14 protein-coding genes are annotated in these 16033 nt (G+C 67.0%); 13 read left to right on the top strand and 1 reads right to left on the bottom strand.

The window, feature by feature from the left end; translation table 11 throughout:
• Window positions 1-5: 5 nt before the first annotated feature.
• Entirely contained in the window at window positions 6-374 is a 369-nt protein-coding gene (locus tag PHN51_07795) for a hypothetical protein (protein MDD2818681.1), read from the bottom strand.
• Between the two features lie 142 nt (window positions 375-516).
• On the opposite strand from PHN51_07795, the gene PHN51_07790 reads away from it, so the two are divergent.
• From PHN51_07790 to PHN51_07730, 13 genes are all read left to right on the top strand, one after another.
• Window positions 517-786 (top strand): DUF6112 family protein, encoded by a 270-nt coding sequence (locus PHN51_07790; protein MDD2818680.1) that lies wholly within the window; start codon window positions 517-519, stop codon window positions 784-786.
• A 30-nt stretch (window positions 787-816) separates the two neighbouring features.
• Window positions 817-2190: a conjugal transfer protein TrbL gene (locus PHN51_07785; GenBank protein ID MDD2818679.1), complete on the top strand. Its 1374-nt coding sequence runs from the start codon at window positions 817-819 to the stop codon at window positions 2188-2190.
• A gap of 3 nt (window positions 2191-2193) precedes the next feature.
• Window positions 2194-3663 (top strand): PrgI family protein, encoded by a 1470-nt coding sequence (locus PHN51_07780; protein MDD2818678.1) that lies wholly within the window; start codon window positions 2194-2196, stop codon window positions 3661-3663.
• A 16-nt stretch (window positions 3664-3679) separates the two neighbouring features.
• Window positions 3680-4462, top strand: a complete 783-nt coding sequence (locus tag PHN51_07775; GenBank protein MDD2818677.1) for a hypothetical protein — start codon at window positions 3680-3682, stop codon at window positions 4460-4462.
• On the top strand, window positions 4459-5937 hold the full coding sequence (locus PHN51_07770; protein ID MDD2818676.1) for an ATP-binding protein: 1479 nt from the start codon (window positions 4459-4461) through the stop codon (window positions 5935-5937). Before PHN51_07775 ends, PHN51_07770 begins: the two co-directional genes overlap by 4 nt.
• A gap of 180 nt (window positions 5938-6117) precedes the next feature.
• Window positions 6118-7131, top strand: a complete 1014-nt coding sequence (locus PHN51_07765; protein MDD2818675.1) for a DNA-protecting protein DprA — start codon at window positions 6118-6120, stop codon at window positions 7129-7131.
• Window positions 7132-7200: 69 nt separating this feature from the next.
• Window positions 7201-10212 (top strand): hypothetical protein, encoded by a 3012-nt coding sequence (locus tag PHN51_07760; protein MDD2818674.1) that lies wholly within the window; start codon window positions 7201-7203, stop codon window positions 10210-10212.
• 151 nt (window positions 10213-10363) lie between these two features.
• Entirely contained in the window at window positions 10364-10954 is a 591-nt protein-coding gene (locus PHN51_07755; GenBank protein ID MDD2818673.1) for a hypothetical protein, read from the top strand.
• On the top strand, window positions 10951-12768 hold the full coding sequence (locus PHN51_07750) for a type IV secretory system conjugative DNA transfer family protein (protein MDD2818672.1): 1818 nt from the start codon (window positions 10951-10953) through the stop codon (window positions 12766-12768). The genes PHN51_07755 and PHN51_07750 overlap by 4 nt, the downstream gene beginning before the upstream one ends.
• 46 nt (window positions 12769-12814) lie before the next feature.
• Complete coding sequence (locus PHN51_07745; GenBank protein MDD2818671.1) at window positions 12815-13279, top strand: single-stranded DNA-binding protein; 465 nt, start codon at window positions 12815-12817, stop codon at window positions 13277-13279.
• 9 nt (window positions 13280-13288) lie between these two features.
• Window positions 13289-13897 carry a hypothetical protein gene (locus PHN51_07740; protein ID MDD2818670.1) on the top strand — a complete coding sequence of 203 codons (609 nt, stop codon included), beginning with the start codon at window positions 13289-13291 and terminating at the stop codon, window positions 13895-13897.
• Window positions 13898-13947: 50 nt separating this feature from the next.
• The gene (locus tag PHN51_07735; GenBank protein ID MDD2818669.1) at window positions 13948-14085 is read left to right on the top strand and encodes a hypothetical protein; all 138 of its coding nucleotides are present in this window, start codon (window positions 13948-13950) and stop codon (window positions 14083-14085) included.
• A gap of 160 nt (window positions 14086-14245) precedes the next feature.
• The gene (locus PHN51_07730; GenBank protein ID MDD2818668.1) at window positions 14246-15994 is read left to right on the top strand and encodes a recombinase family protein; all 1749 of its coding nucleotides are present in this window, start codon (window positions 14246-14248) and stop codon (window positions 15992-15994) included.
• Window positions 15995-16033 lie beyond the last annotated feature (39 nt).

Raw genomic sequence — 16033 nt, 5'->3', positions numbered from 1 at the left:
TGCTCCTAGCCGGCCGTCGGTCGGCTGATGGTGATCTCACCGCTGGTGAGCGCGTTACGAAGGCACTCAGCGATGCGTTGCGCATCATCCTCGGTCGCTTCGGGCCTGAGAGTGATGCCGAGGCCGGAAGGTGGCAGGTCCGCGCTCATAACCGTGGCCTCAATCATGGAATCAGAGTCACATCGGTCGTCCCCGGAGAAACGTGGGTCAGCGACCCCGACCGACCACTGGTTGCCGTTTGCGTCCACGGTCCTCACGTCGGGAACCTGCGAGCATCCCGCTAGCAGCATGCCAGTGGCGACAGCACACATTGCCAGAAGGTACCGGCCCCTTCTCGTGACTCGAGTAACGGCAATCACATCAATAAGACTCACCCCTGGCCCCGTTCCTTCGTTTGCCGACATCTGGGCAACGCGAATCCGCCTGTGACCACTTAAGCCTATCAAGGGGCCTCATGGTGCACCTGGCTGACAAGTCCGCCATTCCCCGGCGCTTGTGAGCAGAAGGAGCATCCCTGTGATTGATATTGATCCGAACGGTACCGGGCTTCCCGGTATCGAGCAGCTGCGCATCATCGTCGGCGCGGTCATGACCGTCGGCCTGATCCTCTCCGTCCTCGCCCTGATCATCTCAGCGATCGTGTGGGGTTTCGGCGCGAACTCCTCCAACCCGCATCTTGCGTCGCGAGGGAAGGTCGGCGTGCTCGTGTCCTGTGGGGCGGCGATCATCTGCGGTGCAGCGGTGACGCTCATCAACTTCTTCTGGGGCGTCGGCCAAGCCGTCTGACCCCATCGCGTACGAGGGAAGGAGGATGCGGTGAGTGTGTGTGATGTGCCGGTGATCTCGGCCGTGTGCGACTCCGTCGGCCAAGGAGCCGCGACGTTGGTAGCGGCCCCGTTCGACTGGCTCGCCCAGGCGATGGGCGGGGCGGCCGCGTGGCTGTTCGAGGCGGTCTGGGCGGTGTTCGACACCACCACCCTCGTCGATGTCACCGACGAAGGCTATGTCGGGGTCTACAACATCCTCTTCGGGGTCGCGGTGTTCGTCGTGCTGATCTTCTTCTGCCTGCAACTGATCACCGGCCTCATCCACCGCGACCCCACCGCCCTCACCCGCGCCGCCCTCGGAGCCGCGAAAAGCATCCTCGGTTCCTTCGTCGCCATCGGCCTCACCGGTCTGTTGCTGGAGATCACCGATCAACTCGCGGTCGGGATCGTGCAGGCCACGGGGAACACGATGGAATCCATCGGCGACCGGATCACCCTGCTCGCTGCGGGGTTCGCGGGGATCAACATCGCCGCGCCCGGTGTCGGGGCGATCGTCACGATCTTCCTCGCCGGCCTCGCCATCAGCGCGGCTGCGATCGTGTGGTTCTCGCTCCTGATCCGCAAAGCCCTGCTGCTCGTCGCGATCGTGTTCGCCCCGATCGCCTTGGCGGGGTTCTCCTGGGATGCGACCAAGGGATGGTTCGAGAAGTGGGCGACGTTCGTGATCGCCCTGATCCTGTCGAAGCTCGTGCTGGTGGTGATCTTCCTCGTCGCGATCACCCAAGTGAGCGCGCCGATTGAGCTTGATCTGGCGTCGATCAGCGACCCCATCGCCGGGGTCGTGCTGATGTTCATCGCCGCGTTCGCCCCGTACATGACGTACAAGTTCGTCACGTTCATCGGTTTCGATATGTACCACTCGATGAGCGCGGAGCAAGAAGCTAAGTCCGCGCTCAACCGTCCCGTCCCTGTGCCGTCCGCTCCGAAGACCGACGGGGCGAAGAAAGTGCTCGATGGCGCCGGCGACACACCCACCGGAGGCGGCGGCAGTGCGGGACCTTCCGCCGGTGGGGCTACACCAACTGCGTCCAGTGCGGCACCCGCCGCGACCGGCGGTGCGGCTGCTTCCGGGAGCGCCGGAGCCGGAGCTGGTGCCGCGGGAGCCGGGGCGGGCGCGGCCGCGGCTGGGCCTGCGGCAGCTGTCGTCGTCGGGGCCCAGGTGGTGGGTGCGGCGGCGACCGGGGGCCCGAAACTCGGCGGTAAGGTCGGCGGTGCCGCAGAGGGTCACGCGGCAGGGGCCGGTGAACCCGCGCAACCCGCACCGCCACCGCCCGCACCGAGCCACACCCCGACCGCACCACCGGCGCGACCGACGCCCTCGACGCCTCCGCCCTCATCGAAGCCGACTGCCGGGAAGGAGTGACCGATGTCGACTCAGCCGAACACGAGCAGTGCGGGGTTTGGGTTGCGGGCGGTGCAGTTCTCCCGTCTCACTCGCCGCGGCATCCTCCTCGGCCTCTCCCTCCCGCAACTCATCGTCCTCGCCGTCGGCGTGCTTTCCATCGTCGGCGCCCTTTATGCCGGGGGTGGGATGCTGCTGGCCTGGACCGCACCTATCTGGCTGCTCTGTGCAGCCCTCGCCTGGACACCCATCGGCGGCAGGAAGCTCATCGAGTGGGTGCCCGTCACTTTCCAGTGGGTGGCCCGCACGCAGGCACGGCAGACGGTGTTCCAGCGGCAGGTCGTGAAGCCCCGTCCTGCGGGCACGCTCGCTCTTCCTGGTGATGCGGCGTCGTTGCGGGAGTGGGAGGACCCGGAGACGGGGGCAGCGATGATCCACGACCCCCACGCCCAGACCCTCACCGCGATCGTCGGCATCTCACATCCTGCGTTCGTGCTCCTCGACCCCGGCGAACAGGAACGCCGCGTCGCCACCTGGGGTCGGGTACTCGCCACGACCTGCCGGTCCGGTCGGATCGCCCGCCTTCAAGTGTGCGAACGCACCCTCCCCGATGGAGGTTCCGGACTGATCGAGTGGTGGCAACGCCACGGCACTGACGACGGGTCTTGGGCCTCCACCGTGTACCGCGAGCTCATCGACCGTGCCGGACCCGCCGGGGAACGCCACGCCACCACCATCAGTCTCGCCCTCGACCTCAAAGCTGCCGCCCGCCAGGTCCGCACCAACGGCGGCGGCATCAAGGGAGCCGCCGCCGTCCTCCGCCAAGAGATGACGACGCTCGTGACGGCGCTGCGGGCGGCGGAACTCACGATCACCGGGTGGCTCACCCCCGCACAGGTCGCAGTGATCCTCCGATCCGCTTATGACCCCGCCACGGCCGCGATCCTCGAACGGAACACCGACATCGGCCGGTCGCTGGCGACGGCGGGCCCGGTTGCGGTCACGGAGACCTGGGATCGCCTGCGGTCGGATTCCGCGCACCATGCGGTGCTGTGGGTGTCGGAGTGGCCGAGGTCGCAGGTGTATCCAGGGTTCCTCGCCCCGGTGTTGCTGTCGTCCGGGATTCAACGTTCATTCTCGCTGGTGTGCACGCCAATCCGGTCGGATCAGGCGGCACGGGACATCAGAAAGAAGAAGACCGAGCTGATCTCGGACGCCGCGCAGCGGCAGAAGATGGGACAGATCGAAGACGCCTCCCAAACCGCCGAATACAGCGACATCCTCCAACAAGAAGCCGACCTCACCGCAGGCCACGGCGTCCTCCGCTACACCGGCCTCATCAGCATCAGCGCGCCCACCCCGGAAGAACTCGATACCGCGGTCGCCGCGATCGAGCAAGCCGCGATCCAAGCCTCCTGCGAGACCCGGCGTCTCGTCGGGCAGCAGGCCCAAGCCTTCACCGTCGCAGCCTTGCCGCTGTGCCGCACCGTCTGAACGACAGGAGCCCGTCATGCCGACCTTCCAGAACCCGACCACGGACGCCGCGGAAGCGTCCGAAGCGCTCCGCGGGCTCGCGCACGCCTCCCGCGTGTTCGAGGACCCCGCTGACACCTATGCGGTGCTGGGTGATCTGCTCGCCGGGGTGCGCTCCCTCCGGCAAGTGCTCGACCAGCTCGCCACCACCCACGTGACGAACCGAGTGCGCGCGCACGACGACGCCGGGGATCAGACCGCCGGCGCAACCTACGCGCTCGCCGCGACCGCCGAGCTGCAGCAGGCCGCGGCGTTGCTGGATGGCGTGCATGAGCGAGTGGATGCGGCGATGGCTGCCTCGGGACGGATCGCCTGGCACCCCGCGCCTCTAGAACCAGGCCCGGTGTCGCGGTGGGTGAGCGTGGTGTTCCTGCAAGGACAGGACGCCGACGACGTGCTCGCGATCATCGACCGCGCCGGCACTGATGCCGCGATCGAGCACCTGGCCGGGTTCGACATGGGCGAGGAGACCACGCAGGCCGCGCTCATCAACGGATACGTTTACGACACCACCCCCACCGGCGCCCTCGACCACACCACCACCGCAGGCGTCTACACCCTGACGTACAACCATGACCACGGGCACGTGTCCCTGCTCCGAGCCCACACGGAAACACGAGAGCCGGATGCTGAGGCTCCGTCTGCGCGGACGACGCCGACCCGTCCACGGGCGCGGCGCCAAGCGGCGGTGGACGAGGAGGAAGACGACTGGTTCGCGCAGTCACAGTCCTCATCCGCGTTGCGGGGGCGGGCACTGTGAGCGATCGCCAGAAGCTCCATACCGCGGCGTTGGTCGAACCGGCCGGTGAACGCCGCAAGCAGCGAAAGGCACGTAAGCACGCCGCCGCGAAGATCGAAACCAGCGCCCGTCGCACCGAGCAGTCGGCGGAGCGTGAACGGCTGGCGGCGGAGCGGGCCGAACGCCGCAACACCACCTACCTCCCCGCCGCCGGCGAACCAGGGGCAGCGGCGTTGCGGACGCCGGGGCGGTTTCGGTTGCCGCGACATCAGGACACCTCGGCGACGCTCGCGGGCGCATACCCGTTCCTCGCCGAAGGCGGCCTCGGCGCCGACGGCGTGTTCATCGGCCAAGACCTCTACTCCGGCGGCTCCTTCGTCTACGACCCCTGGACCCTCTACGCCCGCGGCCTCATCACCGCACCCAACATCGTCCTCGCCGGGATCGTCGGCTCCGGCAAATCCTCCCTCGCCAAATCTCTCTACACGAGGTCGATCCCGTTCGGTCGCCGCGTGTATGTGCCCGGCGACCCGAAAGGCGAACATACCGCGGTTGCGGAGGCGGTCGGCGGGCGGGCGATCGTGCTCGGGCATGGGCTCCGCAACCGGCTCAACCCCCTTGATGAAGGCCACCGCACATCCGGGGTCAGCGATGCGGAATGGGCGGCGCAAGTCGCGTCCCGCCGCCGGGAACTCATCGGCGCGCTCGCAGAGACCGTCCTGGATCGGGTGCTGTCACCGTTGGAGCACACCGCGATCGACCTCGCCCTCCAAGACACCGTCCGCACCGCTGACGTGCCAATCCTGCCGATGGTCGTCGACCGTATCCTCGCCCCTGACCCCGCGACCGACACCGACGGGAGGCTGGCAGAGGACGGCCGGCTCGTCGGCCACGCCCTCCGCCGCCTCGTTGCCGGTGATCTTGCGGGGCTGTTCGATGGGCCATCGACCGTGCGGTTCGATCCATCGCTGCCGATGGTCAGCCTGGACCTGTCCCGCGTCGCGGAGAACAGCACGTTGATCTCGGTGCTGATGACCTGCTCGTCGGCGTGGATGGAGTCGGCGCTGATGGACCCAAATGGCGGGCACCGGTGGGTGATCTACGACGAAGCCTGGCGACTCATGGCCTACCCAGCCCTCCTACGCCGCATGGACGCGCAATGGCGACTCGCACGGCACTACGGGATCGCGAACATGCTGATCTTCCACAAACTCACCGACCTCGACAACGTCGGCGACTCCGGCTCTGCGATGCGAGCCCTCGCGAACTCGCTTCTGGCGAATGCGGAGACGAGGATCATCTACCGACAAGAACCCGACCAACTCGGAGCCACCGCCGCAGCCCTCGGACTCACCGGCACCGAACAGAAACTCCTCCCAGGACTCGGCACCGGACAAGGACTCTGGCGCATCAAAGAACGCTCCTTCGTCGTCCAGCACCAGCTCCACCCCGCCGAGCTCGCCGCGTTCGACACCACAGCACGAATGAAGGGCTAAACGCTCACGTTCAGGATTTCTGAACCCTGATTCCGCGTCATTCCGCCAGTTTCAGCCGATTTGCGGGGCGTTGTGAGGGTGTAAGTTCCCCGCACACTGGCCTGCTCTTGGTGACTGTTTCGGCGTGCTGGTTCGCACCTATCCCTCGATTGATTCGCCATGACCGAGGGAGCAGCACTGATGGACACGATCAACGAGCTGGCAGCAGAGGAGCGCACCGCGAGGATCATCCTCGGTATCGCGTCCGAACCAGGCGACGCGGTGACGGGGAGGATGATCCGCACCGTCGGCGCATCCGAAACCGTCGCCCGTCTCCCCGCCGATGAAGCCCCGCCCGGGCCGGATGGTGACACCTGGCAGCGACGCCTCGCACCACGCCTCGACGCCGCACAGACCCAGCGGGTGCTTGCCGAGACGGAGCGGCACGGAATGAGGGTGCTGATCCCCGGCGATGCCGAATGGCCGGCAGGGATCGACGCGCTCGGCGATCGTGCACCGGTGGCGTTGTGGGCGAAAGGCAACGCAGGGCTGCTGACCGGCCCGCTGTGGGATCGCCTCACCATCACTGGCGCTCGGGCGTCCACCGGGTATGGGGAGCACGTCACCACGGAGCTGGTGCAGTCGGCGGTCGCGGACTCCCGGCTGGTGCTCTCCGGCGGCGCGTATGGGATCGATGGTGCCGCGCACCGTTCCGCGCTCGCATCGGGCGGTGCGACGGTCGCCGTGCTTGCAGGCGGCCTGGACCGGCCGTATCCGGCAGGGCACACTGATCTGCTGACCCATGTCGGCAAAGACGGCCTGTTGCTGTCGGAGTTGCCGCCGGGCGCGGCGCCGACGAAGTGGAGGTTCCTGCAACGAGGCAGGCTCCTCGCCGCGCTCTCCGGCACCGTCCTCATTGCGGAGGCCGGCTACCGCTCCGGGACCCTCCACACCGCCGCCCGCGCCGCAGAGCTCGGCCGCCTCGTCGGGGCGATCCCTGGCCCGATCACCAGCGCAGCGTCGTCAGGCTGTCACCGACTCTTGCGGGACGGCCTCGCCACGGTCATCACCGGCTACGACGATGTGCGCGGCCTCCTCGACGGGGTGCGGGATGGAGCTCATCGGGCGGTACGCCGCACCGCGGGGCTTGAGGTCGACCCCCTCGACACCCCGACTCCCTCTGCTCAGCGTGAGGGGCCGGGCCTGGACCGGTGAGGCGGGTGGTGCACCTGGTGTGAAGGCGGCCGGCTCGCGTCGCTGATGGACAACACCAGGAGGTATCTCGTGTCAGGATCACTCGCCCACATCACGCAGCCGGAGGCTGCGCCACCCAGAACGGGGGTGCGGCGCTGGCTCTCGGTGCTGCTGGCCCTGTTCCTGCTGGCAGGGTCGCTCGCACTGAATGCGCCGGCGGCTCATGCGGGCAGTCTCGGGGTCGGGTACGACATCGGGAACGGGTTCCTCGGCGCGTACAACACCGACGTTGATGGCCGGCAGGCGTACTGCGCGGACCTCGATGCGGCTTCACCGTTCGCGCGTACCTCCGGGCCGGAAACGATCACGTCGCTGGACTCGCTGTCCCGGCAGCAGCTCGCGGAGCTGAACTATGTGCTGGATCGGTGGGGGCAGTCAGGCGATCCGAATACGACTGCGGCGGTCGCTCTGTTCGTATGGTCGATCACGAGTGCCGGCACCTACAACTCCCACGGCATGTCCGGCGACATCTACTACGTCGGGCGGGCGCCCGCGTCCGAGCGGGGCACGATCCTCGCGAACCTGGACATGATGCGCCAGAACGCCGCCGTCTACGCCGTCACCGACCCCTCACTGTCTCTGTCACTGGACATGGCGGATCAGTACGCCGGCACCCTCACCGTCGCAACCCACCCGGCAGGGCTCACAGGCACGGCGATCCTGTCGGATGCGATCTTCGCTGACGGTTCATCGGCCCGCACGATCGGCGCCGGGACACATCCGATCACCGGCACCCCCGCAGACGGCGTGCCGTCGTACCGTGTCGGTGCTTCCATGAACATCGCCGCGGCGGGGTACGGTGCCGCGCTCGATCTCTACACGACTCCCGGCGCGCAGCGTCTGATCGCCGCCGTCGCAGGGTCATCCACCGGGCTTTCGGCGCGGGCGGAGTCGCCGGTGATCGCGCTGGACTTCCAGCCGGAGATCACCACCCAGGTCGCCTCCCGCTACGTCGCCGAGGGTGATGTGTTCGTGGACGGGCTCACCGTGTCGGTGTCGAAGGGCGCCTGGATTCACCTCGACGGGATCCCGATCGAGGTGACCGCGACCGGAACCCTGTATGGGCCGTTCGATGAGCAGCCCACCGAAGCAGACACCCCACCTGCCGGAGCGCCCGTCACCGGCGTCGAGACGGTGACGTTGACGGGTGCGGGGTCGTATACGTCGCCGGGCACGATCGTTGCTTCCGAGTCGGGGTTCTACACGTGGGTGTGGAGCATCGACAAGGCCGCGCACGGTGAGCACGCGAAGTACCTCACCGACTCGTTCACCGACCGCTTCGGACAAGTCACCGAGACATCGGTGGTGCCGTTCCAGCCCGAAGCTGTTTCGGAAGCAGATCAGCGTCTCGCCGTCCCCGGCGACGCACTCACGGACACGATCACCGTCAGTAGCAGCAATGGTGCGTGGTTGAAGAAGGACGGCGCGCACATTCCGGTGGTGTTCGAGGGCACCGCCTACCAGGTGCCAGGCACACTGCCCCCGGCGCAGAGCGCCGACATCGACCCGAACGCAGTGCCGCTCGGCACGGTGACAGTCACCGCAGACGGTCCCGGCGTGTACACGTCTCCGTCGGTGATCGCGCCGACGGGCGGGTTCGTGACATGGGTGTGGGAGGTCAAGAAGTCGTCGCAGCCCGAGTGGGTGCGCGACTACCTCGCCAACGACTGGCAGGACGAGTACGGCATCACGGTGGAGACGACCTCGGTGCGGTGGCCGGTCACGGTGACCTCGCTGATGCGAGAGTACAACGTGCACCCCGGCGGACGCGCCTTCGATGCGATCACCGTCACCGGGTTCCCGGCGAACCACGGCGACTTCACCGGCGACGGCTACTGGAACGCCGACGTCGACGAACTCCACCACACCGTCTACGGCCCCTTCGCCACCGACACGGAACTCACCGATGATCTCGACCTCACCGGTGCTCCGGTGCTGACGGCGCTTACGACGCCGGCGAGGAACGGGGTGTACAAGCTCGGGTACACGGATGAGGACAAGATCGTGCCGACCGAGCCCGGCTTCTACGTCCTCGTCACCACCTTCACCGGCGACGACCGCGTGCAGCCGTATGCGTCGTCTCCGGCGGATGTGCTGGAACGCTTCTACGTCCCACCCACCAATACGGAGGTTCCGGTGTCGGTGGTGACGCAGGCGACACCGGAAGCGTTCGTCGGTGAACCGTTCTCGGATACTGCGCTCGTGCAGGGCACGAAGATTCCCGACGGTTCCTATCTGGTGTTCCGCGCTTACGGACCCCACCCGGCAGACCCCGGAGCCGTGTGTGAATCGCCGTTCTATGAGAGCGAGGAGATCCCGATCACTCAGGCGGGTGTCTACCGTTCTGGCACCACCACCGTCACTGAGCCGGGGAATGTGTACTGGGTCGAATCCCTCTACAACGCCGACGGCGAGATCATCGCCGAAGGCGTCTGCGGTGCGCCGGGTGAGACGACGGTGGTGAAGGAGCAGCCAGAGGAGCTGATCGTGAAAACGAACGCCGTGGCGACCGTGCAGCTTGGTGATCCGGCGCATGATGTCGCGACCGTCACCGGCACCGTCCCCGACGGGGCACGCCTGATCTTCGAGGCGTACCGGCAGGACAGTGACACCGCGACTTGCACCTCGGAAGACCTCGTTTTCACCTCCACCACGATTGATCTGGATGGGCCGGGTGAGTATCGCTCTGACGAGGTGATCTTCGAGACGGTCGGCATCTACTACTGGGTGGAGACCGTCACCGATGAGGACGGCACGATCCTGCACCGTGGGGTCTGCGGCGCACCGGATGAGACCACCACCGTCACCGACACTCCGGACGAACCAGGGACACCGGGCACGCCGGGTGAGCTCGCTCACACCGGCGGCGGTGACTGGTGGCCGCTCGGTCTTGCCGGTGGGCTGATCGCCGCGGTCACCGGCGGGGTGCTGCTGTTCGGGCGTCACCTCGCGATCGCCCGCGACCGTGCCGGGTACGTCCGCGAGGAAGACGAAGCGTTCGAGGAGTTCAAGGCCCAGTTCGAGGGAGCAAAGGAGGACTAACCCCAGGCTGCTGACCCGCCGGCACCCCCATGGCGGGCCGGCACGGGAGGGCACGAACCACCCCCAGGTTCGTGCCCTCCCACCTGCGTTCCCGGGGCGGTACGAGCGCACCTGCCTGGCGACACCACTGCACTCCACCGAGAGGAACCCTGTGACGCCGAAGCCCCGCTACCGCCGCACCCACCCCGACCACCAACCCCCGAAAGCGCCGAAGCCACCGAAGACTGAGCCCGGTGGACCGGTCGTCGTGCCGGTGGTGGAGTTCACCATCACCGATGACGGTGCGATGACAGTCACCGTCGACGGGGCGACGTACCTGCCGGAGCCGTTCGCTCCGGGGTGGCGACGCGAAGCGTTCCCGACGATCCTCGACGCCCTCACCGCCCGATATCGGTCGCCGCTGCGGGTGCAGGTACACGAGGCGGACGGGTCGACGTTCACCGACATCATCACCCCGCCCCGCGAACGCCCCGCGCCGAGACCGTGGGAAGTACCACCCCCGGACGACGTCATGGCGGCGCCGGTGCGCGCGGTGCCGCCCGTGCTGCATCAGGTCGAAGGGGCGGGGTTCGTTCCAGGTGAGGATGTTGCCGTTGCGATCATCCACGCCCACACCGACGCCAGCAGCAACGGCACCGCCCGCGCTCTCCTCACCGCAGAGCAGGCAGCGTTGGCGGTGACGGGTGAAGTGATCCTCCTCGGGCGCATCTCCGGCACCCTCAGCATCGTGAGAATCCAATGAGTACTCCGCGGCAGGGTGGGGCGCTTGGGGATGAGCTGGCGAACCTCGGCATCATCGCCCTCATCGCCGCCGCCGTCCTCGCCGTCATCCTCCGCGTCGCGGGCACCATCACCGCCTGGGTCACCGGGATCAAGCAGCCTACGGGCGGGATTGAAGCCGGCCTCGGCGTCATCCTGCACCCCACCGACCCCGGCAGCGCACTCGGTGCCAACGGGCTGAACCCGGTGGCGTACTGGGTCGTCGCAGGTGTCCTCATCGTCGCGGTCGGTGGTGCGGGGTGGTGGGTGTGGCGGTTCTTCCGTGAGCACGCACGGCAGACGAAGGTCGACCCGTACCGGATCGTCGGGATCGCCACCCGCACCGACGTCACCACCGCAGCCTCAGAGAAGGCACTGCTGCGACGGGCCGGGCAACTCCGTCCCTCCATCGAGGAGCCTGCCGTCACCGATGTCGGCTACCTCCTCGGCGCATCGAGGAATGTGGGTGTGTGGGCGAGTGTGGAGGATTCGATCCTGCTGATCGGGCCACCCCGTTCTGGGAAGGGTCTGCATGTGGTCATCAACGCGATCCTCGATGCCCCCGGCGCAGTCGTCACAACCTCCACCCGCCCCGACAACCTCACCGCGACGTTGAAGGCGCGGGGCGCGGAGGGTCGGCCGGTGGCGGTGTTCGATCCGCAGCACCTCGCCGAAGGCGTCCCCGCAGGACTCCGGTGGTCGCCGATCCGGGGATGTGAGGACCCGTTGACGGCGATGATCCGCGCCACCGGCCTCGCTGCGGGCACCGGCCTGTCCGCCGGTGGCGTCGAGGGCGGGGACTTCTGGGAAGGGAAAACCCGCACCGCACTCCAAGCCCTCCTTCACGCCGCCGCCCTCGATCAACGTGCGCCTGCCGAGCTGTTCCGGTGGACCCTCGATCCTGCCGCAGCGTCCGATGCGGTCGCGATCCTCACTGCGAACCCTCGGGCGGCGACGGGGTGGGCGGATTCGTTGCAGGCGATGATCGACTCAGACCCCCGAACCCGCGACTCCATCTGGCAAGGCGTGTCCCTGTCCCTTGCCGCGCTCGCCGATCCTCGTGTTCTTGATGCGGTCAGTCCGGGCCCGGAGGAGCGGTTCGATCCGGAGGAGTTTCTACGCAAGCGCGGCACCGTGTATCTGCTCGCGACGGGGGCGGGGGCGAATAACAGTGCCGCGCTGGTGTCGGCGTTCGTGGAAGACCTCGTCGAAGCCTCCCGCCGCCTCGCCGCACGCTCACCCGCAGCCCGCCTCGACCCGCCCCTGCTGCTCGCGCTGGATGAGATCGGCAACCTTGCCCCGCTCCCGTCGCTCCCGACGTTGATGGCAGAAGGAGGGGGTACGGGGATCACGACGATGCCGGTGTTGCAGTCTCTCGCGCAGGCGCGGGAGAAGTGGTCGGATAACGCGGCCGGCGCGATCTGGGACGCCAGCATTGTGAAAATCATCCTCGGCGGCGCATCCAACAGCCGCGACCTCCAAGACCTCACCACCCTCATCGGAGAACGCGACGAGATCACCGACTCCACCACCATCGGCGACCACGGCTCCCGCACCGCGCAGCGTTCCATTCGTCGGGTGTCGATCATGCCGCCCGACGTGATCCGCACCCTCGCATTCGGCACCGGACTGATCCTGCTGCGCGCCGCACCGCCGATCGTCGCGAAACTCCGGCCCTGGACCCGCCGCAAGGACGCGAGCGAGCTGCAGGGTCAGCGGCGTGTGGTGGAGGAACTGCTGCAAGCCGGCACCCCAGCATCCACGGGAGATGAGGGGCCGGTGGGCGCACCTGAGTGACAGAGCACCCCGAAGTGCGGGGTGTCGTCATCACGAGGAGTGTCCAATGGCTATCCATACGCAAGAGTCCCTGTCCGGGTTCATCGCTTCCGAACCGCACCTGTCGTTCACCGAGAAAGGTGATGCGCGGCTATTCGTCAAGATCGGGCAGGAACACTACCGCCGAGAAGACGACGGCTCGTTCACGCAGACCGAGACCACATTCCACGACCTCGTCGCCTTCCGGAAGACCGCCGAACGCGCCCACCAGCGCTTCGCCAAAGGCGACAAGTTCATCGCCGAGGGCTACACCCACCACTACGACCGTACCGACGACAACGGGCAGGCCGTCAAGGTCGAAGAGTTCGTCGCGAAGAAACTGGGCCACGACCTCGCCCGCACCCGCTACACCGTCGACCGCCCCCGACGCACACCAGCAACCGACTCACTGGATGCCGGACTCGAGGATGCTGCCCTGTCACCCGACGCACAACTCCGCGCGCCCGCTGGTGCCGCCACGGTCGGGAGGTGAGGGCGGGTCATGGTCGATGAGCTGCCCGAGATGGGCAATGTTGATCCGGGGGAGGTGGCGGAGGACGAGTTCGATGAGAGCTACGACCCCGACACCGACACTTCCGGAACTGACGATGAGGGGTCGGCGGGTCCGCCAGGGCCGGTGAACTGGAATCTCCTCACTGCCGATGCCGCGGAGGAAGAATGGCTCGCGCTCAACGAATGGGTGCACTGGCTGCGCCACACCTACGGCCTCCCCGTTGCCGTCTGCCCGCCGTTCTGGCACCGCCACCCGGCATTGGTGTGGGAACTGTCCGCGTTGCACATCCACTGGCTGTGCGCGATCCACCCCGAAGCGAAGGGCTCCGCGATGCTCGTCTGGCATCGCGACTTCGCCGAAGCCCGCGAACGCCTCCGCGACTGGACCGCAGCCTGCGGCACGCGCCTGAACACCGACCGCCCCACCCGCCAGATCATCTGGCCCGGCGAGAAACCCGTCGAACCAGTCGAAGACGTGGTGATCCCGAACCGCGAGGAAGACTTCGTGGAATACATGCACGCCGACGTTGAAGCACGGCGATGGGCTGAGGATCAGTTCATCGCTGGACTTGTTCTGAGCACAGGAGAAGTGCCGTGAACAGGCAGCGGCGCAGGCGCGGTGAGGATCGGCGCTTCACGGTAGAGGCGGTGCCGCGCAGCCAACCTGATCTGCACAAGCTCGCGCAAGTGTTCCTCGGCATGGCGGTTGGCAGGGCGAAGGCCGAGGAGTCATCCGCGCCGGATGCTGATGATCCTGGGCGTTCTGAGCCTGGCAACGTAGAATAGAACCCGACGCCACAGCCTCTCCGGCTGGGTGCGCAGTCTCTTTGCCCTTGTGGCTTACCCCGGTTCATTCCGGCGGACGTGTTTCCCGTTTACGAGTCGCACCGCGTGACGCTTCGTCGTCGCGTTGGCTCCCACCCATCGGTGAGAGGAAACACGACTCATGACTCTGGCACCCCCAGCGCCACCCACCAGTCTCGACCGTCTCGGCGAGACCACCACCCTCGCCGTCTCCTACCTGCGTGTGTCCACGAAGGAGCAGGCAGAGCGCGGCGGCCGCGACGAGGGCTTCTCGATCCCCGCGCAACGCGACGCGAACCTCCGCAAAGCCCGCGACCTGAACGCGATCGTCGTGGAGGAGTTCATCGACGCGGGCGAGTCCGCGCGGAAGGCCGACCGGCCCGAGCTGATGCGGATGATCGAGTACGTCAAGACCCACCAGGTCGCGTACTGCATCGTCCACAAAGTCGACCGGCTCGCCCGCAACCGCGCCGACGACGTGGCGATCCACCTCGCCCTCAAAGACGCCGGCGTGATGCTCGTGTCCGCGACGGAGAACATTGACGAGACCCCATCGGGAATGCTGCTGCACGGCATCATGTCCACGATCGCGGAGTTCTACTCCCGCAACCTCGCCAACGAGGTCGCCAAGGGCATGACCCAGAAAGCGGCAACCGGTGGCACCGTCGGGCGGGCACCCATCGGATACCTCAACGTCCACCAGCGTGACGAGCTCGGCCGCGACGTTCCCACCGTGATCCCGGACCGGGACCGTGCCGCTTTGGTGCGGTGGGCGTTCGAGGCATACGCCACAGGGAACTACTCAACCTCAATGCTGCACAGCGAACTGATCGACCGCGGCCTCACCAGCGTGCCGACTCCGAAACGACCCGCGAAAGCACCAGGGCTGTCCACGATCCAGCAGATGCTCTCCAACCCGTACTACAAGGGCGATGTCATCTTCCGTGGCGTCCGCTACGACGGACTCCACGAACCGCTGGTGAGCACGGAACTCTGGTACCGGGTCCAGAACGTTCTCACCGCGCACCAAGTGTCCGGGGAGAAGACCCAAACCCACGAGCACTACCTGAAAGGGTCCGTGTACTGCGGTGACTGCGACTCGCGGCTGATGGTCACGCACGCGAAGAACGGCAAGGGCATCGTCTACCCGTACTTCATCTGCGCCGGGCGGCACTCCAAGCGCACGAACTGCACCCGCCAGGCGATGCCGATCGAGCACATCGAACGACAGGTGGAGGACTACTACCGGCGTGTGCAGATTCCCGAGCACATCGTCACCGCGCTGCGGCAGATGCTCGTGCGCCAGTTCGATGACCTCCACACCGCGAACAAAGCCGAACGCCACACCCTCGCCGTCGAGCGCGACCAGCTCCGCGACGAACGCCGCAGCTTACTCCACGCCCACCACGCCGGAGCCGTCCCACTCGACCTCCTCAAAGAGGAACAAGACCGCATCGGCCGCAGGCTCGCGTTCCTCGATGCGCAGATCGACGCGGGCCAGATCGAGTACGACCAGGCCAAGGCGCACTTGGAAGACTGCCTCGCGCTAGCCGGTGACATGCACGCGATCTACATGAGCATTGACGACTCACTCCGACGCATCTGCAACCAAGCGTTCTTCGAGCGCATCCACGTCTACGAGGTCGAGAACGTGGACCGTGTGGAGGCGGAGCCTGGTGAACCATTCGACTGGCTGCTCGACCCGAACCTCCACGCCGCAGCGCTGGCCTACGAGGCCAGGCTGCGTGCGGGGGAGGATGTCAAACCTACGGACGTCGGAAGTTTGAACATCGACTATTGGGTGGACCACATTAGGTACGAACCCAGAACGACAAGGATCTTGCGTGCCGTCAACGCCCGACAGGCTCCCGAGAACGACCGCAATATCTGATGTCGATTGGGAGCCAATACAAGCAGCAGCGACACGCCA

The sequence above is a fragment of the Candidatus Nanopelagicales bacterium genome (genome assembly GCA_028687755.1).
Lineage (GTDB): Bacteria > Actinomycetota > Actinomycetes > S36-B12 > S36-B12 > UBA11398.
This window is presented reverse-complemented; position numbering and strand designations above follow the sequence as displayed.

What these genes read in the sequence shown, in the direction of transcription:
- PHN51_07775 (MDD2818677.1), top strand. Translation starts at nt 3,680, where the DNA reads ATGCCGACCTTCCAGAACCCGACCACGGACGCCGCGGAAGCGTCCGAA.
- PHN51_07730 (MDD2818668.1), top strand. Translation starts at nt 14,246, where the DNA reads ATGACTCTGGCACCCCCAGCGCCACCCACCAGTCTCGACCGTCTCGGC.
- PHN51_07780 (MDD2818678.1), top strand. Translation starts at nt 2,194, where the DNA reads ATGTCGACTCAGCCGAACACGAGCAGTGCGGGGTTTGGGTTGCGGGCG.
- PHN51_07740 (MDD2818670.1), top strand. Translation starts at nt 13,289, where the DNA reads ATGGTCGATGAGCTGCCCGAGATGGGCAATGTTGATCCGGGGGAGGTG.
- PHN51_07745 (MDD2818671.1), top strand. Translation starts at nt 12,815, where the DNA reads ATGGCTATCCATACGCAAGAGTCCCTGTCCGGGTTCATCGCTTCCGAA.
- PHN51_07750 (MDD2818672.1), top strand. Translation starts at nt 10,951, where the DNA reads ATGAGTACTCCGCGGCAGGGTGGGGCGCTTGGGGATGAGCTGGCGAAC.
- PHN51_07765 (MDD2818675.1), top strand. Translation starts at nt 6,118, where the DNA reads ATGGACACGATCAACGAGCTGGCAGCAGAGGAGCGCACCGCGAGGATC.